The sequence below is a fragment of the Calothrix sp. UHCC 0171 genome, assembly GCF_034931845.1.
In the GTDB taxonomy this organism is placed as follows: Bacteria; Cyanobacteriota; Cyanobacteriia; order Cyanobacteriales; family Nostocaceae; genus Brunnivagina.
In genome coordinates this window covers 44,078-68,106 of the sequence record NZ_JAYGHN010000003.1, presented here as the reverse complement: position 1 = coordinate 68,106, position 24,029 = coordinate 44,078, and the positions used below count along the sequence as shown (strand labels likewise).

Below are 24,029 nucleotides of genomic sequence, written 5' to 3'. Positions count from 1 at the left end.
GTTTGGCAGGAATAATTTCTAGTTTTTGCTAGAGAAAAATATACATTTATCATGACCAGAATCAAAATTAATCAGATTTTTTTGACAGTACATCTCTGATTAATTAGTATTAATCTCTAAAAAAGATGCAAAATAAACTGCCTGAAAATATATTGATGACCAGATATATCATATTGATTAATATTTCTTTCATGATTCTTTTCACTGCAACGCAGTTGCAAAAAACAATTATTGTCAGTATTTAATCTAATTCTCAAGCTAGGTGTATGTTGTAATACTGAATTCAGAGTTAAAAAAGTAACGTATCTTCCCACGTTAGTTAGTTCCGATAACTTAGAGATAGAAAATTTTGTGCCGATTTTTTAGTGAAGGCTGTGTTGATGTAATAATTAGTATCTGCAACTCAATTTCAAATCGAAATCATTGTTGGTGTTCTCGGAGTGGTAATTGATATGACTGATGTGACAAAACAAATAAAGCTCAAATTACTGCTCTTGCAACCAGCCTTTGCTGTTGGGATAGCCACTTCTCATGTCTGCGCTCAAATTATTCCCGATCGCACGTTGCCAACAAATTCCACTGTCACTGAAATTAATAATGTTGCTAATATTACTGATGGCACTCAAGTTGGCAGTAATCTTTTTCACAGCTTTGAACGCTTTGATATCCCTACAAACACGGGAATATTTTTTAATCATGCAGCAACAGTAGAAAATATACTTACACGAGTTACTGGCGTAAATACTTCTCAAATTGATGGATTTATTGGAGCCGCAGGTAGTGCAAATTTATTTTTGCTCAACCCCAACGGTATTGTTTTTGGTAAAAATGCCAGCCTGAATATTAGTGGTTCATTTGTAGCTAGTAGTGCCAGCGCGATCAAATTTGCTGATGGCGCAGAATTTAGTAGTAATAATACGGGAAATCAAAACACTGGAAATACCGCTCTTTTAACAATCAGTACCCCAATTGGTCTCAGTTTTGGAAACAATCCCGGCACAATTAGTGTTTTCGGTAACGGGTACAATTTAAGCATTGAGCGCCCTGTTACTAGACCCTTGATTCGTAACAGCGTCACAGGCTTGCAGGTGGGGACAGGAAAAACCCTCGCCTTAATAGGTGGCAAAATTAACCTAAATGGGGGAGAATTAACGGCAGCTTCTGGAGATATCGAATTAGGAAGTGTGGGTAGTTCCAGCGAAGTGAGTATTAATCCTAGTTCCAGAGGGTTTAGTTTTGGGTATGCAGGTACAAGCAACTTTGATGATATACAATTGTCGCAAAGAGCAATTGTTGATGTGAGTGGCACGAATGCTGGTTCGATTCAACTATTTGCTCGTCAAGTTAGCCTTAACGATGGCTCAATTTTGTGGATACAGAATCAAGGGAATCAGCGTGCAGGTAATATTAATGTTAATGCTGTAGAACTTCTGCAATTAAACAGCACTTCTGGCGATGGCAGAATTGGTAGTGGTTTAGTTAATGAGACTGTACTATCTGGAGATAGTGGAGATATAAACGTGACTACGTCGCGATTAGAACTACGAGAAGGAAGTTCCATCAGTAACAAAACTTTTAGTTCAGGTGCGAGTGGAAATGTCAATATTAACGCGATCGCCTCAATTCGTCTCAGGGATGTTTCTCCATTTGATAGTGTGAGAACATCTACGATTACTGCTTTGACTCTATCTACAGGTAATGCTGGCAATGTCAGCGTCACAACTAACGATTTATTTGTCCTCGGTGGTAGTAGTGTCGCCTCTTTTACCCAGGGAAGTAGCGGTGCTAGCGGTAATGTGGCAGTTAAAGCAGCCAATATTCAAGTTTCTGGTGTAGCACCAGGAGGAGATAGAAGTACAATTTCTTCTTCGAGTTTGGGTTTAGGTAATGCTGGCAGAGTTAGTATTGATACTCAGAATTTGAGCGTCACAAATGGTGGTTCGGTATCATCTTCTGGTTTTAGTAATGCTTCCGCAGGTAGCGTCACTATTAATGCTGCTGATTCCGTAGAAATTCGTGGGCAGTCAGGAGAGTTAACAAGCGAGATTCGTTCAGCAATTCGAGTCTTCAATTCGGAATTAATCCGACAAATTTTAGGATTACCCGCAATTCCCCAAGGACAAGCAGGAGACGTAGAGATAAATACGCGATCGCTACAAATATCCGATCAAGCGCAGGTAAGCGTAGAAAATTTGGGTATTGGTGATGGTGGTACCCTCAAAATTAATGCGGATTTACTGACATTGGAGCGTCGAGCCAGCATTACTGCGAATACAAAATCTGGTGTCGGAGGAAATATTCTCATTCAGTCTCAAGATATGAGAATGACTAATAATAGTCAGATTACAGCAACTGCACAGGGGAAAACTGGGAATGGGGGTAATATTACAATCGATACTAGTACATTAGTCGCTTTAGAAAACAGCGATATTACAGCCAATGCTCAAACAAGCAATGGAGGCAAAATAATTATTAATGCTACAGGTATTTTGGGTACTAAATTTCGTCCATTTATGACACCGGAGAGCGATATTACCGCCAGTTCTGAGGCAGGTGTAAACGGTATAGTTGATATCAACTCATTTTATTTCGACTCCCACATGACAATTGTCGAATTACCGGAGAACATCATCCCAATCCCCAACAAAATCACTACTGGATGTCCGGCATCAAGCGGCAATAAATTTATCATTACAGGCAGAGGAGGATTACCAGAAAATCCGACAACCACCCTCAGAGGAGAAACAATTTGGCTAGATTGGCGATCGCCTCAATTATCTCATCTACCTGCCAGGAGAACATCTCCAGAAACTACTTCAGAAAAGACATCATCACAATCAGAGATTGTGGAAGCGACAGGGTGGATAACCGATGCACAAGGAAGCATTAACTTAGTTGCCCAGGTAAATCCCCAAATCATCATTCCGACTTGGCGATCGTTTGTTAATTGTAGTAGATGAGATTGCCTAATCCAAAATTGTGTAAGTTTGGGGGCGATCGAATTGGTCAATTATATAAATAAGAAAAACTAGTTGCTAATAGTTGTTTGTTAAAATCGCGTCACATCTAACTTAATCCCCGAATCCAGTTTTGGAACTTGAAAATACTGAATTTTTTCCCCCAATTCTGGAGTCTGATTCTTTTCTACTACCGGACATTGGCGAAAAAACGAGCCGGGATTTTTGAGTATCTCATTGGGATCAATTTTGCGGCAGTCTTCTTCACGAATTATGGAAATGGAACTGACTGAATCGTTCAAACTATTTGTTGTCTCGCTGCTATTATCCCAACGATTATTAATCGTTGCAGCTTCAGTTGTTAAATCAGTCACTTGACTGGACTGCGGTGCTTCTTCTTTCAGATAATTACCTTGATTATTAATTGGGTTGGCAGATACAGATTGCGTCGAGAAAGTTACTGTGATTGTAACCATTGTTATAACTAAGGAAAGCGGCGAACATTTCATAAGTAGAAACCTAAATGCGAAGTCCGGTGCTGATATATAACAACGAGTATAACCACAGCAGAACCAAAGTGTAATGAATCTAACTATTAATCAATGTTTTTAAGTCCACACAGTCAATAATTTATAATTCAGTACGTGACTACAACTAAAACAAAAGAAGGGAGCATCTCACTTTCGTAAAAACACTTACTGAGTAAGCTGAAAATCTCATCCTCTCGTTAACTACAAAAATATATTTGCAAAGATGAGATGCTCCCCAAAAGGAGAAAGTCTATTACTGCGGTGTATACTAACCCTTTAAATATGAGGGTGTTTCTACTAAAAGGTCTTTTTTCAGTTCTTTGCTGTCACGTTGTTTAATTACTCGTGCAGGAACACCTACCGCAATTGAGAAGGGGGGGATATCTTTTGTAACAACGGAGCCAGCGCCAATAACGCAACCTTTACCGACAGTAACTCCATCTAATATTTTAACCCCGGAACCTAACCAACAATCATCACCAATAACAATACCTTGACAAGTTACACCTTGAGAATTAATTGGTTGCATTGGATTTGTATAGATATGATTATTTGCAAATATGCCTGAATGTGCGGCAATTAAACAGTCTTTACCAATTGTGACATTTCCAGGACCAGCAATACAAACATAAGGACCAATAAAAGTACCCTTATCTATAAAAATAGAAGTATTATTTAGCGCCCTAATATCGACACCATAACTCAGAGACACTTCATCTGCCAAAGAAATTCTGTTATTTTTATGTCCGCTAGCATCGAGATTAACACCCCGTTCAATCTGTACACTATTACCGATTTGAATACAAGAAGGATTTATGAATTCAACGCCATATTGAATATAAACTGATTGGCCGATACCTGCAAAAATATTACGATATAGTAAATTGCGTAATTTACTACCTATAAATTTTGTAGGTATACCTCTGAATAAATTAAACAGAATAGTTTCCTTCAGGCGCGTCCATTTTGAGACATTTATTTGTTCATTCATAAGTAGATGACTAATCCTTATTTTATAGACTAAAATACAAAACGTTTACTTGATACAAAACACATTCTTCAAAAGGGAAGAGATTTAGAGATTAGCAATCAGGGCAAATAGTATACTTGTAGTTAAATGATGTACTTGTAACAAATTGCTAGTATATTTCCTAGTTAATTCATTCAAAGTTTAACTAAAAAAATGCCTTGATTTGCCAATTCAATCGGACATTCATTATTTAATAATCATCAAAAAATGTATTTCGGAATGAAAATTTAATAACCTAAAAATTTCGATTTGAGTTGGAATGGTGCATTATGTACTGCTAAAAGCACCCTATCTTTTGCGCTTTATTTAATCCACATTCCTTAATGAAAATCTAAGATATTGTGTGCAATTGATAAAGGTTAAACAGTATGTCACTATCTATCACTTATACATCGACAGAATTGGCAAAACAAAAAATATTTATAGAGCGTCTATTTTCAGTTTTGCTTGCTAACAACAACACGTAATCTATATACGACTAATAAAGAATAGTCGATATAAAAACAAAATCATTTACCTAAAATTAATGCAATAACCTGTTTTCTCTACCTAAAAGTCCTACTTGTCAGTAATTTTAATAAAGCAACTAACTGCTATATAAACTTAGACTTAAGTAGTTAGAAACACAGTTATTTAAAAAAACATTTGTATGGCGATTCTCTTTAGTTGGGAGTCAAGTCTCCCACTTTTGCCATATATATAGTTCAATGATTTTCTTATATGATTTCCCGTGACATACCCTGCACGCTAGGGTGGAGCGTCACCAACTTCAGCCATCACATTAAACTCTACCATCGGAGCAAACAAGTAAATACTTCCCCGATTGCGATAACGGCTCATTTGCAAGCTACTTGTAAATTGTGTAGATTGTGCCTTGGCAATCATGATTTACGGAGGTTGTTTACGTTTTTGCCGAATTGCTTCTATGTCAAAAGCAAACGGCTTACATTTCCTATTAAACAATCAAATGGTAAAGTATTTTTAAATTAGTGATATCTTTTTTCATCATAATTATGAAGATTGTGTGAACTTTTGTACTGGTACACAGCAAAAATACGGAAAAAATTGTATTGCAATGTAAAGTCTATAATTTTCTTTTTTTTAAGAAGCGACTTTTTCTCAAGACATACACAACTCTTAATCTTGCTAAACTATTTATATAAGCCATTGGATAAGGTATTGCTTGGACAGATGTGCCGCAGAAAGAAATTTAGTCATAGTATTAAAAATTACATCCTGTACTTCATGCACTTGTATCAAGACAATCCTCAATATTTGGCTGATTGGCTGATGTGCAAGATTTATTTGTGAAATTTACACAGAGCTATAATTCTGTTAGCTATTGCCAAAAAAATCAAAGTGGTTCACGATGCTAAAACTGTTAGGTTGAGATTGACTCCTCTTGACTAGGGTAATCCTAAATCAATCGGGAGAAAGAAAATGGCGAAAATACTTATAAATTCATACTTTTAATCTACATATTTTCTTCTGTTTTATTTTTGATTGCTATACTAGTACGTGAAGGCAGAAGAAGGAAAGAAAGAGTATTTTATAAGCTTTTCAAGCATTTTAGATGGTGGCTTTATTTCCGCCGTTGTGTACTAGATATATAAATTTTAAGTAATCCAAAGATAAAAATAATACCTTAAGTTTATTGTAGATTTTGAAATTGATGTAATCAAATTGATGGTAAATTATCACACGGATAAGAGGACAAGTGATTGATAAATTAAATAATAGTATTGAACAGATAAAAGATTCATTTGCTCAAGCCTTACAAGTTGCAGAACAAATGAAACAATCAACATCAGTAGCAATTCAAGCTTCTGTGAGTTCACCTCTAAATGATTTACTGCTTCAACATCCTGCTTTAGTTCAAACTTTGAAATTTATTGGCTGGATGTTAAATCATCCTATACGGGGTGTTTTTATTATTTTACTAGTGATTGCTATAATTTGGAGTATCATTCGTGCGATTGTTCGCTTGATTGAAGCTGCAAGCTTATCTATTTTAAAGACACCACTGAAATTGATTTGGCTTTTTATGAAGAATATTGGGAAACTATTTAGTAATTTCACAATTACTAGTTGGACAAAATCCCAAGATATCCGTAATCGAGGCATCCCATCTTTAGGAGATATTAATTCCGAATTAACAGAAAATAATCAATGTAATCATCAATGTCAAAGGCTAGTGGAAATTTCCAGCAGATTAGCTGAAATTCAACGAGAACAAAATACTCTGTTGCAAGAAGCTTCGGAATTGATAATTTCTGGGAAATTAGATAATAATTTTTTAAAATAGTTCAATAAATTACTAAAAATTACTTATTTTGAAAACCGACTTGGAGATAACTGATGAATAATTTCATCTTGATTTCCTGATATAAAGTTAGCAAATCGTTGTGCTAATGGAGGTATAAATACTAAAGGATTGCTAAAACCTGAGAATATATGAATATTTTTTTGCTCTGGAATTGCGCCAATTAAAGGCAGGCTATCTTGACTAAAAGCAACTAAACAATGATACCAAGTTGCAGGTAGATTAGCTAGCGTGGGTAGGATTTGAGAAAGATGCGATCGCAATATTTTTTCACTGTTACTAGAGTCAATTTTCGCATTTGCATTAGTTAAAATTCGACTAATTTGTCCTAGTTTTAGTCGCCCATCTAAAAATTGCACTGCCCCTGTATCTAGTATTATGTTGTTTACCATATTTTCTCTCTCATTCTTATTGTTTTCAGACCATATTTCATCATTTTTAGTGGCATCTATTTCTAATTGAAAACGTTGTAATCTTGCTGGCATAACTAAGGTATTTAGTTGAATATTAGTTGGTGGAGTTTCTAATATCTCTGCATGGGTAAAATATACTGGTATTGAAATACCTGATTGTTTTAATAAATCTCGACTAATTCCACCAGTACAAATCGCAATATTTGCAGATTGATATATGCCAGTATTGGTTTGAACTGTAGTTGATGTATCGAAAGAATTAAATTGCAGAACTTGGCAAATTTCCAGTTCTCCAGCTAAACGTAAAAAAGCTTGGATATAAGCTTGCGCCGTTTTTTCGGGTTGGATATGCCCATGTTTAACAGTTAAAGCAGCCGATATTGCATTTTGATTTAATAAAGGTTCTAATTCACATGCTTCTTGAATAGACAGTAACTTTGGTGTTTTCGTGAAGTGCTGGTATGACTGAAAAACAGTTTCTGGTTCATTTTCAGTATCTATAGTTAATAGTAAATCTAACTCACGAAACTCAATATCTACATCTAACTCTGACGATAAAATTTCATAACGTGCCCTGCCTTCATCGCACAGTTGACGAGTTAAGACTGTATTTCCCGCCCAAAATGCTAAACCACCGTAACTATAGCGCGTAGCATTATCAGGCTGAAGATTTTGTTCTAACAACAGTACCTTATAGCCTTTTTTGACAATTTCGTAAGCCAGTGCTGCACCTGTAAATCCGGCACCCACAACTATCCAGTCGTAACTTTTTAACATTTTACTGCTCACTGCGATCGCAATACATCTAAAATTTATTGTAGAGGTTATGGGTGAGTCGCAGCATTAATTTACTAAATTAACTTTCCGAGTTTATGACTCTAGTTTTACGCCTGGGAAAACCGATAACAGCAATAATTAGTAGCAAGAAAATAAATGCTATTCTGAAGGAAGATTCAGGAACTTTGACTTGAGATTTGCTACGCCGAATTGCGATTAAAGTGACATTACTTGTATTGGCAAAATTTCGTTGTAGTGAGCCTCGAATTAATATCGAAGCATTTTCTTGATTCCCGCCAAAATCAGTCTCTTTATTTTCATTTTTGAAAACTATGCTTTGACTACTTTGGTAATTAATAAAATCCTGGAAGCCAATCGTATTTAAACTACCACCTAACCTAAATGTATCTAAAGGATTATATTTAAATTTAATATTTTCGCTCGATATATTAGATATTACATGAGCAAAAAAATCTTGAATCTCAACTGGGGAAATATTTGTGGTATCAAACAAAAAGAAAGAAATATCACCCCTGGCATTTGCTTTTTCTATTCCTGGATTATCAACTGCTGTTTGTAAATTCACAGTTGTACTAAAATCAAAGGAAAATAATTCACCCGCACCTACATCAAAGTTAGCCAAAATTCCAGCTTGAGTTTGGGCGCTACCGATGTAGTCACGACTTTCACCAAAAGCCAGACTAAAAGCTGAAGAATTTACTTCTGGAGGTGATGCCGTAAAATTATTTGTCGCATTATTTTGTCCTCCAAATAAACCTCCGTTTGTTTCACCTGAGATATCGGCTTGGTTGACAAGTTCAATTGTTGCAGTGCTTTGACTAAAATTTGTAAATTGCACATCTACTTGCGAAAAAGCTAATGTCGCAGCATTGCTGGGTACGCTGGTTGTTAGCACAGAGGTAGCGAGAAAAGGTGGAATTATCAGCAACCACTGTCGCGTTTTTGGCAAGTTGAGATTCATCATAATCCTTTTTATCAGGGTGTTGAGTCTTGATTTTTATTAGTTTGACAGTAATATCTAGCTTAATACATTGAATACACGTAAGTATTAAGAGAATAATTAAGACTTCAACACGTCACTGAAAATTTCGGAAATTAGCAAAGAATAATTTAGTAATTAGTATAATTTTTATAAGTTTTATAAGTTTTATAAAATTTTGTTAAAAGCTGAATTTGAGGATAAGATTCTAGCCTAATAATTATGACTCTCCCAGACTAGATAGGTTAATTGATATTAAATCATATGAATGAGTCAGATTTAATTAGAAAAGTTATTGATTTTTGTCTTCTCATTTATGAGTTCAGAATTGGGGGGAAATGCTTAGTAGTTAGTAATTAATAACTTGGATATTTGTCAGTTAATAAATAGCATTGCCTAATAATAAAAAGGTGAAAGTCTAGAAAATTTTAGAAAACATTGGTTGCACTTTACCAATTTCAGATTATTAACCGTTACCCAATATTATACCGATTCAAAAAATGTTTGCAACATATCCAGAATATGAGAAATGATATAGCCCCTTACCCTTCGGGAACGCTAAGAGCGAACAGAGGAACTGAGTCGCAAAGCGACACGCTAACGCATCTCTACAAAATTCATCTATCGCATTCTTTTTTGCAATTGGTATTAAATATTACATATTAATATTCACTACTAAATACTAACCACTAAGCTAAAAATTAAGCGCTAGTTCGGAATAACATTACATCACCTTCTTTGACGATATATTCTTTCCCTTCGCTGCGAACTAATCCTTTTTCTTTTGCACCACCCATGGAACCAGTGGTGACTAAATCATTATAAGATACAGTTTCCGCGCGGATAAAACAACGCTCAAAATCAGAGTGAATTACACCTGCTGCTTGAGGTGCAGACATTCCCGCTTTAATTGTCCAAGCACGGGTTTCTTTTTCGCCAGTGGTAAAGTAAGTACGTAAACCTAAGAGTGTATAAGTAGCACGAATTAAAGATTTTAAACCACCTTCTTCTACTCCTAAAGATGCTAAAAAATCGGCTCTTTCTGCGGCTGGTAATTCAATTAATTCTGACTCCACTTGGGCAGAAACTACGACAACTTGTGCTTTATCTTGTTGAGCAATTGCTCTCACTTTTTCGACATATGCATTTCCTGTCGCCAAGTCATCTTCCGAGACATTTGCAGCATAAATAATCGGTTTAGCAGTCAGTAAACCTAAGAATTTAATTGCTTCTTTTTCTTCGTCACTTAAATCAATCTGACGTACAGATTTCCCTTCATTTAATTCCGCCGCCACTTTTTCCAAAACTACTAATTCTGCTTGTGCTTCCTTACTCGCACGTGCTTGCTTTTTGGTACGTTCAATTCGCTTTTCGACTTGCGACAAATCAGCTAAAGCTAATTCTAAATTAATAGTTTCGATATCACGCACTGGATCAACCGAACCATCAACGTGAATAATATCATCATTCTCGAAACATCTTACCATATGAGCGATCGCATCGACTTCGCGAATATTAGACAAGAAAGCATTACCCATCCCTTCACCCTTGCTTGCTCCTTTAATCAAGCCAGCAATATCGACAAATTCAACCTGTGCTGGGACAATTTGTTTCGAGCCTGAAATTTTTGAGAGAACCTCTAACCGTTCGTCAGGAACCGAAACAATACCGATATTCGGGTCTTTAGTGCAAAATGGAAAGTTAGCAGCTTCTGCTTTGGCATTTTCAACCAAAGCGTTAAATAGAGTTGATTTTCCTACATTCGGTAGTCCGACAATCCCAGCTCTGAGCATATCAACAATCAGCGTGTTTACTCTTGTCAGGATATCAAAAGGAACGCACTGTTGTGTGGAGAATGGAAGAATCGGGAATTTTGGGTAGCAGGAGAGATGTTGAGGTGGGAATTATCTAGAGGAGTTGGCACTTAAAAATTGCGTTAGTGATGACAATTTACGTAGACAAATTACGTAGCTTTTTTCATTTTCAAATACGGTTATATAAGAGTGATAAGCGACTTTATGTAAATGTCAATTGAGTATTACAAAGAGCAAATATTTTCTGTATTTAATTTAGCGATCGCTTAACTTATACTATTTTATAAATAATTAATTTTGCTTTTAATCAAACTTCGATAAAGTGATTTTATCCCAAAATGATAGCGCCACAATCACATCAATAAATATGGGGAAATTTATTTTGCGTACATCACTGAGTCGGCTGTTATTCTCAAGTATTACATTACCTATTTTTGTCTTCACTTCCCAAGCTGCGATCGCCGAAGAATGTCGCGTCCAACTACATAATAATAGTAGCTTCAAAATACGTGAAGTACGGATGTCGCATGTTGGTAAAGATAGGTGGGGCAAAAATCTAGTTGATCACATTGAAGATAAAACTGTTTGGCAAGGTCAATCTGTAAATCTTGAATTTGAAGATGAACGAAATCAATGTGAATATGATATGAAAGTTGTTGATGAGCACCACAACAAAGAAAAATATCGTGTCAATATTTGTGATGGTTCTGATTTTGAAATTACGGATAATTAATGGTTAAAAATAAATTGGGGACTAGTAGTCTGTCAGGGTTGAAATGAGGGACTGTAGTGTGAGCGTCTCGCTCACGCGGGCAAGATGCCCCAGAGTTTTCCGTGAATAATATCTCCCCGGAAACTCCTCTACCAAAAACCTCTCAAAACAAAATTTACAGACTACTAGAAGTTAATATTAATTTGGTTTTAGGCAATGGCTTAATTAATTAAGTAATATCTAATACCCAATAACTAATACCCATTAAGGAACTGTCTGCGGAATCGGTGCTGGTACTGGTTGCGGTATTGGTGCTGGCACTGGTTCCGGGATTGGCGCTGGTACTGGTTGCGGTACTGGTTCTCGCGGTAATGGGTTGGGATTGGGTGTGGGAGTTGGCGGTTCAGGGATGATAATCAGTTTAGACATGATTTTTAGGGAAAGAGTAATATTCGTTAACATCTTTGGGCAAACAACTGCGCCTACATATATCCTTTAAACTTCAGAATGTAGCTGTTGCCATCTGTCGAATGACGAATCCTCTCTCGCAAGCGGAAACCCCTCTTCTAACTATGCTTTGCAAATGTGCTAGGGAAAATCATGCACCTTTCTATACCCCTGGGCATAAGCGGGGTGTGGGAATATCGGAAAAATTAGTAGATGTTTTGGGGAAAGCAGTATTTACTGCTGATTTAGCTGAGTTGACTGAGTTAGATAACTTATTTGCACCGTCAGGTGTCATTGCTCAAGCACAACAATTAGCATCCGAGGCTTTTGGTGCAGCCCGTACATGGTTTTTGGTGAATGGTTCGACTTGCGGGGTAGAAGCGGCGATTTTGGCAACTTGCAGTACAGGGGATAAGATTATTCTCCCTCGCAATGTCCATTCTTCAGTAATTGCTGGTTTGGTTTTGTCGGGCGCAATGCCAATTTTTATCAATCCCGAATATGATGCTGTTTTAGATATTGCCCATAGTATTACTCCAGACAGTGTTGCTGCTGCTCTCCAACAACACCCCGACGCAAAAGCAGTCTTGATGATTTACCCGACATATTACGGTGTTTGTGGGGATGTTGCCGCAATTGCCAATATTACACATCGTTACAATATTCCTCTACTTGTAGATGAAGCCCATGGGGCACATTTTGCATTTCATCATCAATTACCGATGCCAGCATTACAAGCAGGTGCAGATATATGTATACAATCGATTCATAAAACCCTGGGTGCAATGACACAAGCTTCAATGTTACATGTTCAAGGTGACAGGGTAAATTATCACCGCGTCAGTAAAGCCCTACAACTGTTGCAGTCTACAAGTCCCAGTTATATATTAATGGCAAGTTTGGATGCCGCGCGATCGCATATTGCCCTACATGGTAAAGAATTACTCTCACGCACTTTACAGCTTGCGGATACAGCCCGAAAACGTATTCAGCAAATACCTGGTTTATCAGTTTTAGATTTCAGTAATTTAAGTAAATTCAATAAATTCAATATTACACAAGACTTAACTCGTCTAACTGTAAGGGTATGGGAACTAGGTTTAACAGGCTTTGCGGCAGATGAAATTTTAGAAACAGAATTTGGTGTGAGAAGTGAGTTGGCATCCTGGCAAAATGTTACTTTTATTATTAGCTTAGGTAATACCCAAGAAGATATCGAGAAGTTAGTGCAAGGGTTTATTAAATTAGCTCAAAGGTTTATTACCTCAGCCCTGGATATAAATCATCAAAAGTGTGAAATAATTAGCCTTTTTGATGTTACTAATCAAATCGCCATGTCCCCGCGTCAGGCTTTTTTTGCGGCAACAGAAACCGTAGAAATTGACAAAAGTTGCGATCGCATTTGTGCCGAAATTATTTGCCCCTATCCTCCGGGTATTCCTATACTTATGCCAGGAGAAATTATTACTGAAAGCTCTTTAAATTACTTACAAAAAATTCAAGTATTGGGTGGAACTATCACAGGATGTCAGGATACTAGCCTACAAACATTAAAAGTTGTAGCAATTCCATCATCTCTGCTTGATTCATGACAACATTTATTTCCTTGACATTATTGATAAAAATCTCATACCATTTCACGAAAAATCTGATACAGATGTAAATCCTGAAAGCTTTGCTGCATCTAAGTTTTTTAATTGCGAATTGCGAATTGCGAATTGTGAATTGGTATCACACCCCCTACGGCGATAAAATCCGCCAGGTTGCTACTAGAAATAGTTTTTATCTATAGTCTGTATAGACAAAAATTCAGATTATGCGATTACAATACTTAAAGTATATTGTCAAAACTTTATATATACTTGTAGCAAATAATTAGCGATAAGAATTGAAATAACTTTCATCAATGCTGATTGAGAATATTTTTATCGCGGGGATCGTATTGACTTTGAGCCGGATTGACTTGCCTTGAGGACTCTTGGAAGACTTTAGTAAAAATTATCAATAAAATGGACTTGTTGCAACTTGCTCTAATTATTTGCTATATTCTCAACTGACAGCCTTTGTTGAGAAAGATTAGTATGTCTGTCTACACAACTGCTTCACTGAAGGCAGAATTAAACGAGCGAGGTTGGCGTTTAACTCCCCAAAGAGAAGTTATCCTACATATCTTTCAAGAGCTTCCACAGGGCGAACATTTGAGCGCTGAGGATTTATTTGAAAGATTGGATGCTCAAGGGGAGGGAATCAGCCTATCTACTATTTACCGCACTCTCAAATTGATGGCGCGGATGGGTATTTTGCGGGAGTTGGAACTGGGAGAAGGTCATAAACATTATGAAATCAACCAGCCTTACCCACATCACCATCATCATCTAATTTGCGTGCGGTGTAATTCTACGATTGAGTTTAAGAATGATTCAATCTTGAAAATCGGTTCCAAAACAGCGCAAAAAGAAGGTTTTCATCTACTTGATTGTCAAATGACAATTCATGCTGTTTGTCCCAAGTGTCAGCGAGCATTAACAGCTCTTTAACAGTTGGGTCGTATTTGGGGAATTTCTTGTATTAAACCACCCATAATAAATATATACGAATATATTTTAGATATATTTTATATATCAATATGAGTGGTGACTGATTTACATCAACAGTTGACAGGTAACTCTTGGATACAGAAATTATGGGTATGATGAAGCGGATACTAAAAGCGTCCGCTTCTCACATCGTTAAGACTAATGCCATAAAAATCTTGTGCCTGTCTGATTGCTCGCTTAGTGTCATTCCCCATGACACCATTCAAGGGACCTTTGTAAAAACCTTTTGCCATCAGTCTGCGTTGGATTTCCAGAGTATTAAACTCATTCCGATTTCCTGTGTTCACAGAAGTGTATAGTTTGGCACGAGTAGTTGGTCCAGCGATGCCGCTAGCTGCCAGGTAATTTTCAGCTTGGAAACGTTTGACTGCATCCGCAGTAAAAGGTCCAAAATAACCGTTTGGTTGTCCTTCTAAGTATCCAGCTTTAATTAATTGCTCTTGCAGAAGACGCACAGCTTCTCCGCGATCGCCTAGTTGCAATCTATCACTAGTCGTTCTGCGTGTGGGGGCAACATCTTCGCCATAGCCAACCCCAATTGGAGGTAAACGGCGAATAGTTGCAGGTCCTACTAAACCGTCGGATTCTAAATTATAAGCAGTTTGGAAGCGCTTGACTGATGCTTCAGTGATGGGTCCAAAAATTCCAGTGGCATTACCATAGTAGTAACCAGCAACACGCAGACGCTCTTGTAAAATCCGTACTTCCTCACCTTCGTCACCTCTGCCTAAAATACCAACATTACGGCGCTTGGTGGTTGCAGTCGTTGTGGTATTTGTGGTGGTAACTTTGTTAGCAACCTTTTGGACTACTGGTTTTTTGGCTGGGGTTGTGGCAACAGTGGTTTTTTTGGCTGGAGGTTTCCAATTCTCTAGTTTCTCGACGGTTGTATTTCCCGCAACACCACTAACTTGCAATCCCGCAGCCTTTTGGAAGCGTTTAACTGCATCTTCCGTACGGACATCATATACTTGGGTGATGGGAGCTTGATAAAAACCAGCTCTTCTCAAATCTTTTTGCAGTGCGAGAACGGATGGTCCTTGATCGCCTTTTTGTAATGCCATTGCACTGCTCATGGCTGTCATCAGAGACAAAGTCAAAGCTAGGGGTAACATATACCGCCAAGCTCGACTCGACAACCGTTGCCAGTTTGGTGATGCTCCCCTGTCTAGCAAAAAGCTAAATGCTGCTAGTTCAGTGGATGGGCAGTCTTCGTAATCGAAAGCTAGGTGTAAATACGCAAGGTTTTCCATAGTTGTTTTCCTAAATATTTTCCTACACCACTTGTTCTTATTCGATAGCTGCTTCGGCTTGATGTACTAAGTTTCGCAGATTTTCCAGTGTTTGTATATTTACATCTTCCCATAAATTGCGCTGGTATGCTTCGAGTAATCTCTCAGCAATATCACGCAGAGCGTAGGGGTTTTTCTGCTGAAGAAATTCACAAACTCTTGAATCAAATAAGTATGTTTTTGCAATTCCTTCATACATATGGTCTTCTACACATTGGGCAGTTGCATCATAGGCGAACAAATAGTCTACCGTCGCAGCCATCTCAAATGCACCTTTATAACCGTGGCGCATCACTCCAGCAATCCATTTAGGATTAATTACCCGCGATCGATATACTCTGGCTATTTCTTCTTGAAGCTTGCGGATTCGTGGTTTAGCCGGAATCGAATTATCGCCAAAGTAGGTTTGGGGGTTTTTGCCTTGTACAGAGCGAATTGCTGCGGTTAAACCACCTTGAAATTGATAATAATCGTCGGAGTCAAGTAAGTCATGTTCGCGATTATCTTGATTTTGGAGAACGATTTGCATTGATTTTAGTCGTTGTTCAAAAGCTTCAGGGGCTGAACGTCCAATTCCGTTTCCTGTATAAGCGTAAGAACTCCAATTTATGTAAGCACGCGCTAAATCCTCATCTGTTGACCAGTTTTGTGACTCGATTAATCCCTGGAGTCCAGCACCGTATGCACCTGGTTTTGAGCCGAAGATGCGGTAGCGCGATCGCACTTTTGCCTCTTCGATATCTAATCCCGTTTGTTGCCAAAACTCAGTTTCTTGATGCACTTGAAAAGCTAGGGGATTTTGTTCTTGAGGTTCATCCAATGCTGCCACAGCTGTTACTGCTTGGTCAAACAAGTCTATCAAATTCCCAAATGCATCGCGGAAAAATCCTGAAGCTCTTAATGTTACATCAACCCGTGGTCTACCCAATACTGAAAGCGGTAAAATTTCGACATCGACTACACGTCTGGCGGCACCATCCCACACTGGCTGTACCCCCAGCAATGCCAAGGCTTGGGCAATGTCATCGCCTCCAGTTCGCATTGTTGCTGTTCCCCACAGAGAGATTGCTAGTGTTTTTGGATACTCACCATTTTCTTGGGTATAGCACTCTATGAGTGTTTCTGCGGCTTTTCTGCCTACATCCCAAGCGGATTCTGTCGGTACGGCACGTAGGTCTACTGAGTAAAAGTTTTTGCCAGTTGGCAGCACTTCTGGGCGACCTCGCGTGGGTGCGCCGGAGGGGGCACTAGGTATATATTTGCCATCAAGCCCACGTAATAAATTGGTAATTTCTTCTTCAGTTTTCAGGAGGGAGGGGAGGAGGCGAGATTGTATCCAGGTGAGGGATTGGGAAATGGGAGAAGTGACAATGTTTACTGGATGTTGTTCAAGTATTTTCTCTACTAGTTGGGCTGCATATTCTTCCATTACTTCGACTGCATCCCCGACAGTGCGACAGGGATGTTGAGTTTTGGTGACTAAAATTTCTACCTGGGCGATCGCTAATTTTGTACTGAAGTCATCTGTCAGAGGGTTGATATCTAAACCCCAATCTTGGGATATGGCATGGGTAATACCGATTTGGTGGCGGTTGGGATGACGAGCAATGGCAATAATTAAATCACGCAGTTGTCTATTGGCGGGACATTGTCCAAAAATATGCAAACCATCACGAATTTGGGCTTCTTTGAGTTCGCAAAGATAGCCATCAAGTTTGTTGATTGGTAGTTGGGTATGAGAGGTAATTCTCGATTTTGAGGGGGGGAAGCCTTCCATACCCAAATCCAGGTGTAAATTCTCTTGGCTAATGAGTTCGGAAATGCGATCGCAAATTATTGGTAATCTACTGGGGTTTAAACTTTCGGCTTCGTAATATTCATCAATCAGATTTTCTAAATTGTGTAACGAACCATATAGTTCGGCACGGGTTAAGGGTGGTGTCAGGTGGTCTAAAATTACGGCTTGAGCGCGACGTTTGGCTTGCGAACCTTCGCCAGGATCGTTAACAATGAAGGGATATAAATGCGGCATTGCCCCTAAGGCGACTTCTGGGTAACAATTACTCGATAAAGCGGTACTTTTACCTGGTAGCCATTCCAAATTCCCATGCTTACCAACGTGAACAATTGCATCCGCCCCAAATTTTTCCCGCACCCAATAATAAAAGGCTAAATAATTATGGGTTGGCTCTAAGTCGGGGGCGTGATAATTCAAACTTGGGTCAAGTTCATATCCCCGTGAGGGTTGAACGCCGATGAAGATGTTGCCTAGTTGGATACCGGGAATCGGGAATGGAGGATTTGGGGAACATATCTCTTCATTTCTTTTAGTCTCCCCCTCCCCCTCATCTTCTTCCCAGCGCTGTAAAATACCCTGTTGGACATCTTCAGGTAGGGATGTGAAATAATCTTGATATTCTTCCCATGCCAAGCTTTGACGAATTGGGCGTAGTTCTCTACCTTCGGGATCATTAGTGATACTTTCAGTCAGTACCTTGATTAATTCGTCACCATTTTCTGGAAGATTATCTAAGCTATAACCTTGACTATGTAAAGCTTTTAAAATTTCTACGCAACTTTGAGGTGTATCCAAACCAACTCCGTTCGCCAAACGAGCATCACGGGTAGGATAATTTGCCAAAATTAGGGCAATACGACGTGCTTGAGGCGGTTTTGTCCGTAAGCGCAACCAATTGGCAGCTAGTTGAGCCACAAAATCGATGCGACTGGGTTCCGGTTCATACAAGACGACATCAGTCTCTAAAGCTGGATGGCGTTGTTGCAAGGCTTTAAATGAAACCGCACGGGTGATAATTCTGCCATCAACTTCAGGAAGCGCCACATTCATGGCAATATCGCGGGGGGAAAGCCCTGAAAATTGCGATCGCCATTGTTCTATAGAACCACCACTAAGAATAACTTGCAATACGGGTACATCTAATTTTTGCCAAAGTTCAATTTGTGGCGTTTCCGTTTCTAGACGTGCCAGAGAAAAGCTAGTGGTATTTAGCAGTAGAGAAATTGGTTGACAAGCTTGGGGTTGAAACAGTGCGGCGATTTCACTTTGAACATCGCGATCGCGCAATGATGATACAAATATAGGTACAGGTTTGATATTTTGCCTGACTAAAGCTGCACATAAGGCATCGATAACTTTAGTGTTTCCCGCCAAATAATGAGCGCGATAGAAGAGAATCGCACATTTGGATATTGAACATGGGCAAGGGGAAAGGCAGGCGCAAGGGGAAGCATAAAGACAGATTTTCCCGGCATCTTCACATCCCCCCGTCTGCAAATTTCTATTTCCCTGATTCCATTCATATATACCCACACGGGGTACTGCCTGGGGTGGAGGCGGGTTAAATGCTGTTGATAAACAGTTATCTGATATATATTCCAGAGCGTTAACAAAATTATCAATACCGCCTTCATTGAAATAACGCCAGATTTGATTGACTTTTGCCAGAGGGAGGGTGGAATGGGAAATCAAATCGGGATCGAGAGCGTCATCTCCTGGCATTACAATTAAGTGTATGTGATTAAGTTCGACGATTTCCTGGACTAATTCCCAACCATACGCCCAGTAGGAACGTCCACCTAATAGGCGCAGGATGATTACTTGGGCATGTTCTAAAACTTGTTCAGCATAGGTATCAATACTAATTTGCTGCTGTAATTGTAATAAGTTGGCAACCCGAAATTCAGGAAATGTTTTTGGTAATTTGGAAGCTGCTGCTGCTAAGGTTTGAATGTCTGTATCAGCAGCCGTAAGCATGACAACGGGGGCTGGTGTTTGTTCTACAAAAATAATACCTTCAGATTGAGAAGTCCATCCGACCGATGTGGTACTAATACGATGCATAATCCTGTATTACCGCTTTAAACTGTTGGTTAGAATACATTTTTTGTTTCTATATTGCTAATTGTTAAGCAAGTCTACCCGCTCCTCTCACCCTTTTTTTGAAAATGCTGAGTTCTCCCAATCTGAGTTTTTCTCGAACCTTACCTACTAGTATGTTTAATAAGCTTGGGGAATTGTTAGAGCAAATGACTCAAGCAGTTGAAAGTTCAGCTTTAGTATTGACAGAAGCTATTGTCGCCAGGGTTCCCATTTCTAGTGAATGGCAACAGCAACGCTTTACTGTGGTGGTTTCTCAAGGGTTTAGCGCTCTTTTGCTGGGTAAGCTAAGGGAGACGGAGATGGCAGTTTTGCTTGTGGGCGAGGGGCAATTAGAACAGACATACGAACTTGCGAATGGCTGGGAGGACGGGGAAAATAATCGTACCATTAATGCAAGTTTGACATTTGATGTCAATGCGATCGCATCTTTTTTATCAGAACTACAGCAATTATTTGTCAGTGATTCTCAAATTTATCGAGATTTAGCACATTATTCTCAAATTCTGGCACCAAATAACAATAGTCTCCAAGAAAAATTTACACTGTTGTTACTCGAATCTCTGCTGACACAATCCGCATCAATGGCAACTACGGAGATTCCAGTCAGCAACTCGCATCACTCAGTATACAAGCAAGTTGAAGCCGCATTACAAAAACAAATTGCTCAGGAGCGTCTTTTAAATCAAGTCACAACCCAAATCCGTAAAAGTTTGGATTTGTCGGTAATCATGAAAACTGCAATTGCTCAAGTACGGGAATTTTTAAAATTGGATCGATTGGTAATCTATAAATTTCCAGAATCAAAAATTAAAAAGCCGGATACATCAATTGCACCTGCTCATGCTTCTACATCAATCACCCTGGAATTATCGCCGCCAAAAGTTATTGATTATGGAGGCTGCATTATCTATGAGGTGTTAGCTAATGATACGATTCCTTCGGTTTTAAATTATCAAGAAGAAAATTGTTTTACACCAACAACAAAATGTTGGCAAAAATACTCTCAAGGATTTACTTTAGCTGTAAATGATATTGAAAAAACCTACATTTTAGAACAATGTTTGGTAAGGTTTTTACAAGAAATTCAAGTTCGTGCCAAACTAGTAGCCCCAATTATCTTTGAAAATAAACTTTGGGGCTTACTCATCGCCCATCAATGCCATGTGGCTCGAAATTGGCATCAGAGCGAAGTTAATTTAATCACTGCCGTGGCTGAACAATTAGCGATCGCGATTCACCAATCTGAGTTAATGTGTTATTTGACTCAAGAAAAGCAATCTCTCGAACAACGAGTCGCCGAACGCACAATCGCCTTACATGATGCCCTGGAAGCTGCTGAAGTTGCCCGTCGCATCCGTAGTCAGTTCCTTGCCACCATTAGCCATGAACTCAAAACTCCGTTAACATACGTAATTGGCATGTCTTCAACATTACTAAGATGGTCATTTGGAGAACTCACACAAAGACAGCGCGATTACTTACAAACAATCCATGATAGCGGCGAACATTTGCTAGACATGATTGACGATATCCTTGACTTATCACAAATTGAAGCTGGGAAGGCAGTATTAGATATTACAGAATTTTCATTAATAGAAATAGTCAAAACATCAATTAATGAATTGCAGAAAAAAGCTACAACTCAACAGGTAGAATTAAAATTAGATTTACAGTTGCATGAAAGATGCGATCGTTTTTCTGCCGATGTACGTAGAGTTCAGCAAATATTGGGAAACCTCCTCAGTAATGCCATCAAATTTACTCCTGAAAATGGAACTGTCACCCTGCGTTTATGGTGGGAAGAGAGTACAGCAGTATTTCAAGTTGAAGATACAGGGATTGGGATACCTGAAGAACAATTACCCCTATTGTTTGAAAAGTTCCACCAACTTGATACACCCTATCGTCGTCGCTATGAAGGTACAGGTTTAGGATTAGCTCTCACCAAACAGCTTGTAGATATGCATCGCGGCAGAATCGAAGTAGAATCTACAGTTGGTATGGGTTCAATTTTTACTGTATCGATACCAGCACAGCCGATGGATAATAGATGAGCAATTTTGCTCGTAATTTATAGAATATTTAACTCTTTTACATGATGTTGAATATGTTCTTCAATAAAAGTTGCAATAAAACAATAACTATGATCATAACCTTCTTGATATCTTAAAATTAAAGGCTGATTAACTTCTTGACAAGCTTGCTTAAATAATTCCGGTTTTAACTGTTCTAATAAAAATTTATCTGCCGTACCTTGGTCAATCAAAATATTACCATCATATCTGTGTTTTTTCACTAATTCACTAGCATCATAATCATACCAAGTTTCTTGATTCTCCCCCAAATATCCACTCAATGCTTTTTTACCCCAAGGACAACGCATTGGCGCTACAATTGGCGCAAATACAGAAACTGACTTAAATTTTTCTGGATTTCTCAAAGCACAAACAAGCGCCCCATGCCCACCCATTGAATGTCCAAAAATTCCCTGTTTCTCTGCTTGTATCGCAAAGTTTTCAGCAATTAAATTAGGTAATTCATCAACCACATAACTATACATTTGATAGTGAGTATTCCAAGGTTCTTGGATTGCATCCACATAAAAACCTGCACCCGTACCAAAATCCCAATTGTCATCTTCGCCTGCTATCCCAGTATTTCTAGGGCTAGTGTCAGGAGCAACCAGCATTAATCCATATTCTGCCGCATATTTTTGAACTCCTGCTTTCACCATAAAGTTTTCTTCACTACAGGTTAATCCAGATAAAAAATACAATACTGGAACTGATTGAAATTTAACTTGTGGTGGATGATAAACTGCAAAACGCATATTAGTTTTGCATGTAGTTGATAAATGAGAATAAAAATTCAGCTTGCCACCAAAAAGCTTATATTCGTTGATGATATCTGGAGTAGACATAAGCCATTTTCCTTTTTTTAAATTGATATTCCAAAACTAAAACACATTTTATCAAGTGAGCTTCAAGCTTAATCATGTAGGAATAAACCTACTTTCTCACCACTTCAATTCAAAAAAACAGGTTTCTTTGAACTGAAGCTTTAATTTATAAATAGCCTCTAATAGATAAAGCTAATATTTGATTTTTTGAAATATACATAACCTACTATAGGAGTCCGATTTGATTATTGAAAATATACGCAGAGTGCATTAGCGACGGCGTAACGCACCATTTGCGGGTATTTGCTGCGTTACAAACAACCTTCTAACACACCCTACAATACAAGATTGTGTAAGTGCAAAGCACAGGCTACGCCAACAATAATCAAACATGATTCCTATCTAAATACAAAGATTAGCTGGGGTTAAGCATATTTATTATTACAGAAAATTGGTGAAGAGTAAAAAATCAGCTAATTATTCTTACTAAATCAAGGTTCAATTTGATAATCTCGCTTCAAAAGTGAAAAAATGTGTAAATTATGAAACTCTCCTTTCCAAAAACCATATTCTCTAAGAATACCTTCTTGCATAAAACCTAGTTTCTCTAATAATTTCATTGAGGGAATATTTTCCAGCATTACTGTTGCTTCGATTCGGTTTAATTCTGTATATTCAAAAGCAAATTTTAAAATGCTACTTAATGCTTCTGACATAATTCCTTGCTGCCAATAAGCTTTTGTCAATTCGTAACCAATTTCTGCACAAAAAAACGGTTTTCCCCAAAAACGATAACCGCAAGTTCCAATAATTAAGTTATCATCTTTTTTAGCAATTCCCCAACGAATACCTTTGCGATTTAAAAAACGTTCATCCCAGTTATGAATTAATCTTCTTACTCTAGAAATATTTGTAAATGGTTCGGCATCATAATACTTTAAAACTTCTCGATCTGAAAAAAAATTAAATATTGCTTCTGTATCTGATAAAGTAATTTCTCTTAGGATGAGATTCTTGGTTTCAAGTTGAGGAAATCTATCTAACATATTATTTAATGACTAATTCATTCCTAAGGGTAAGAAAATTATTACTCGTTGCTGTCACTGCTGAATGAATAATCGCAATTAATAATATTTCTTAACTTAAGTTAATTTTTTTTTAGGCTAAAAATTTTAATGTTGACTTAATTTATTTAAGTTAATCATAGTCATCATATTGGTGAGTATTTACTTGAATTGAATAAAGAATTGTATATGTTTCCGAAGTAATAGATATTGTGTTCGTATACTGGAAATTATTCAAGCGATCGCACGTAGTGTGCGACAATAATAGGGAGG

Annotated in this window: 17 protein-coding genes; 6 read left to right on the top strand and 11 right to left on the bottom strand. The window is 38.0% G+C overall.

The genetic code is table 11. The features are described 5' to 3' along the window. Nucleotides 1–452: 452 nt before the first annotated feature. On the top strand, nucleotides 453–2,960 hold the full coding sequence (locus tag VB733_RS03730) for a filamentous hemagglutinin N-terminal domain-containing protein (RefSeq protein ID WP_323338774.1): 2,508 nt from the start codon (nucleotides 453–455) through the stop codon (nucleotides 2,958–2,960). An 89-nt stretch (nucleotides 2,961–3,049) separates the two neighbouring features. Here VB733_RS03730 and VB733_RS03725 read toward each other — a convergent pair whose 3' ends face one another. The 3 genes from VB733_RS03725 to VB733_RS03715 all read right to left on the bottom strand — a co-directional run bounded on the left by VB733_RS03725 (nucleotide 3,050) and on the right by VB733_RS03715 (nucleotide 5,402). After that, nucleotides 3,050–3,433, bottom strand: a complete 384-nt coding sequence (locus VB733_RS03725; protein WP_323338773.1) for a hypothetical protein — start codon at nucleotides 3,431–3,433, stop codon at nucleotides 3,050–3,052. 322 nt (nucleotides 3,434–3,755) lie between these two features. Next, nucleotides 3,756–4,478, bottom strand: a complete 723-nt coding sequence (locus VB733_RS03720; RefSeq protein WP_323338772.1) for an acyltransferase — start codon at nucleotides 4,476–4,478, stop codon at nucleotides 3,756–3,758. Nucleotides 4,479–5,264: 786 nt separating this feature from the next. Beyond that, nucleotides 5,265–5,402, bottom strand: a complete 138-nt coding sequence (locus VB733_RS03715; RefSeq protein WP_323338771.1) for a hypothetical protein — start codon at nucleotides 5,400–5,402, stop codon at nucleotides 5,265–5,267. A gap of 832 nt (nucleotides 5,403–6,234) precedes the next feature. Here VB733_RS03715 and VB733_RS03710 point away from each other — a divergent pair. Then, on the top strand, nucleotides 6,235–6,822 hold the full coding sequence (locus VB733_RS03710; protein ID WP_323338770.1) for a hypothetical protein: 588 nt from the start codon (nucleotides 6,235–6,237) through the stop codon (nucleotides 6,820–6,822). A 23-nt stretch (nucleotides 6,823–6,845) separates the two neighbouring features. Here VB733_RS03710 and VB733_RS03705 read toward each other — a convergent pair whose 3' ends face one another. The 3 genes from VB733_RS03705 to ychF all read right to left on the bottom strand — a co-directional run bounded on the left by VB733_RS03705 (nucleotide 6,846) and on the right by ychF (nucleotide 10,823). After that, nucleotides 6,846–8,030: an FAD-binding oxidoreductase gene (locus VB733_RS03705; RefSeq protein WP_323338769.1), complete on the bottom strand. Its 1,185-nt coding sequence runs from the start codon at nucleotides 8,028–8,030 to the stop codon at nucleotides 6,846–6,848. Between the two features lie 79 nt (nucleotides 8,031–8,109). Beyond that, nucleotides 8,110–9,015 carry a hypothetical protein gene (locus tag VB733_RS03700; RefSeq protein ID WP_323338768.1) on the bottom strand — a complete coding sequence of 302 codons (906 nt, stop codon included), beginning with the start codon at nucleotides 9,013–9,015 and terminating at the stop codon, nucleotides 8,110–8,112. Nucleotides 9,016–9,731: 716 nt separating this feature from the next. Beyond that, a complete protein-coding gene (gene ychF / locus VB733_RS03695) occupies nucleotides 9,732–10,823 on the bottom strand; it encodes a redox-regulated ATPase YchF (RefSeq protein ID WP_323338767.1) in 1,092 nt (363 codons plus the stop codon). A 388-nt stretch (nucleotides 10,824–11,211) separates the two neighbouring features. Here ychF and VB733_RS03690 point away from each other — a divergent pair, with 388 nt between their 5' ends. After that, entirely contained in the window at nucleotides 11,212–11,577 is a 366-nt protein-coding gene (locus VB733_RS03690; RefSeq protein WP_323338766.1) for a hypothetical protein, read from the top strand. Between the two features lie 243 nt (nucleotides 11,578–11,820). On the opposite strand, the gene VB733_RS03685 is transcribed toward VB733_RS03690, so the two are convergent. Continuing rightward, nucleotides 11,821–11,985, bottom strand: coding sequence for a hypothetical protein (locus VB733_RS03685; RefSeq protein WP_323338765.1), 165 nt, complete (start codon nucleotides 11,983–11,985; stop codon nucleotides 11,821–11,823). A 101-nt stretch (nucleotides 11,986–12,086) separates the two neighbouring features. Here VB733_RS03685 and VB733_RS03680 point away from each other — a divergent pair, with 101 nt between their 5' ends. After that, nucleotides 12,087–13,595, top strand: coding sequence for an aminotransferase class I/II-fold pyridoxal phosphate-dependent enzyme (locus VB733_RS03680; RefSeq protein ID WP_323338764.1), 1,509 nt, complete (start codon nucleotides 12,087–12,089; stop codon nucleotides 13,593–13,595). Nucleotides 13,596–14,084: 489 nt separating this feature from the next. Further along, a complete protein-coding gene (locus VB733_RS03675) occupies nucleotides 14,085–14,540 on the top strand; it encodes a Fur family transcriptional regulator (protein WP_096615725.1) in 456 nt (151 codons plus the stop codon). 167 nt (nucleotides 14,541–14,707) lie between these two features. On the opposite strand, the gene VB733_RS03670 is transcribed toward VB733_RS03675, so the two are convergent. Together VB733_RS03670 and cobN are read right to left on the bottom strand one after the other, a co-directional pair. Further along, nucleotides 14,708–15,853, bottom strand: a complete 1,146-nt coding sequence (locus VB733_RS03670) for a peptidoglycan-binding protein (RefSeq protein WP_323338763.1) — start codon at nucleotides 15,851–15,853, stop codon at nucleotides 14,708–14,710. A 37-nt stretch (nucleotides 15,854–15,890) separates the two neighbouring features. Continuing rightward, a complete protein-coding gene (cobN, locus tag VB733_RS03665) occupies nucleotides 15,891–19,754 on the bottom strand; it encodes a cobaltochelatase subunit CobN (RefSeq protein ID WP_323338762.1) in 3,864 nt (1,287 codons plus the stop codon). A 104-nt stretch (nucleotides 19,755–19,858) separates the two neighbouring features. Here cobN and VB733_RS03660 point away from each other — a divergent pair, with 104 nt between their 5' ends. Beyond that, nucleotides 19,859–21,847: a GAF domain-containing sensor histidine kinase gene (locus VB733_RS03660; protein WP_323338761.1), complete on the top strand. Its 1,989-nt coding sequence runs from the start codon at nucleotides 19,859–19,861 to the stop codon at nucleotides 21,845–21,847. A gap of 17 nt (nucleotides 21,848–21,864) precedes the next feature. Here VB733_RS03660 and fghA read toward each other — a convergent pair whose 3' ends face one another. Both fghA and VB733_RS03650 read right to left on the bottom strand, forming a co-directional pair. Beyond that, nucleotides 21,865–22,713: an S-formylglutathione hydrolase gene (gene fghA / locus VB733_RS03655; RefSeq protein ID WP_323338760.1), complete on the bottom strand. Its 849-nt coding sequence runs from the start codon at nucleotides 22,711–22,713 to the stop codon at nucleotides 21,865–21,867. 470 nt (nucleotides 22,714–23,183) lie between these two features. Continuing rightward, nucleotides 23,184–23,738, bottom strand: coding sequence for a GNAT family protein (locus VB733_RS03650; RefSeq protein WP_323338759.1), 555 nt, complete (start codon nucleotides 23,736–23,738; stop codon nucleotides 23,184–23,186). Between the last annotated feature and the right edge of the window lie 291 nt (nucleotides 23,739–24,029).

Excerpts from the sequence above, each read along its gene's own strand:
- VB733_RS03730 (WP_323338774.1), top strand. The coding sequence starts at position 453 with ATGACTGATGTGACAAAACAAATAAAGCTCAAATTACTGCTCTTGCAA.
- VB733_RS03725 (WP_323338773.1), bottom strand. The coding sequence starts at position 3,433 with ATGGTTACAATCACAGTAACTTTCTCGACGCAATCTGTATCTGCCAAC.
- VB733_RS03720 (WP_323338772.1), bottom strand. The coding sequence starts at position 4,478 with ATGAATGAACAAATAAATGTCTCAAAATGGACGCGCCTGAAGGAAACT.
- VB733_RS03715 (WP_323338771.1), bottom strand. The coding sequence starts at position 5,402 with ATGATTGCCAAGGCACAATCTACACAATTTACAAGTAGCTTGCAAATG.
- VB733_RS03705 (WP_323338769.1), bottom strand. The coding sequence starts at position 8,030 with ATGTTAAAAAGTTACGACTGGATAGTTGTGGGTGCCGGATTTACAGGT.
- VB733_RS03700 (WP_323338768.1), bottom strand. The coding sequence starts at position 9,015 with ATGATGAATCTCAACTTGCCAAAAACGCGACAGTGGTTGCTGATAATT.
- ychF (WP_323338767.1), bottom strand. The coding sequence starts at position 10,823 with ATGCTCAGAGCTGGGATTGTCGGACTACCGAATGTAGGAAAATCAACT.
- VB733_RS03690 (WP_323338766.1), top strand. The coding sequence starts at position 11,212 with ATGGGGAAATTTATTTTGCGTACATCACTGAGTCGGCTGTTATTCTCA.
- VB733_RS03685 (WP_323338765.1), bottom strand. The coding sequence starts at position 11,985 with ATGTCTAAACTGATTATCATCCCTGAACCGCCAACTCCCACACCCAAT.
- VB733_RS03680 (WP_323338764.1), top strand. The coding sequence starts at position 12,087 with ATGACGAATCCTCTCTCGCAAGCGGAAACCCCTCTTCTAACTATGCTT.
- VB733_RS03675 (WP_096615725.1), top strand. The coding sequence starts at position 14,085 with ATGTCTGTCTACACAACTGCTTCACTGAAGGCAGAATTAAACGAGCGA.
- VB733_RS03670 (WP_323338763.1), bottom strand. The coding sequence starts at position 15,853 with ATGGAAAACCTTGCGTATTTACACCTAGCTTTCGATTACGAAGACTGC.
- cobN (WP_323338762.1), bottom strand. The coding sequence starts at position 19,754 with ATGCATCGTATTAGTACCACATCGGTCGGATGGACTTCTCAATCTGAA.
- VB733_RS03660 (WP_323338761.1), top strand. The coding sequence starts at position 19,859 with ATGCTGAGTTCTCCCAATCTGAGTTTTTCTCGAACCTTACCTACTAGT.
- fghA (WP_323338760.1), bottom strand. The coding sequence starts at position 22,713 with ATGTCTACTCCAGATATCATCAACGAATATAAGCTTTTTGGTGGCAAG.
- VB733_RS03650 (WP_323338759.1), bottom strand. The coding sequence starts at position 23,738 with ATGTTAGATAGATTTCCTCAACTTGAAACCAAGAATCTCATCCTAAGA.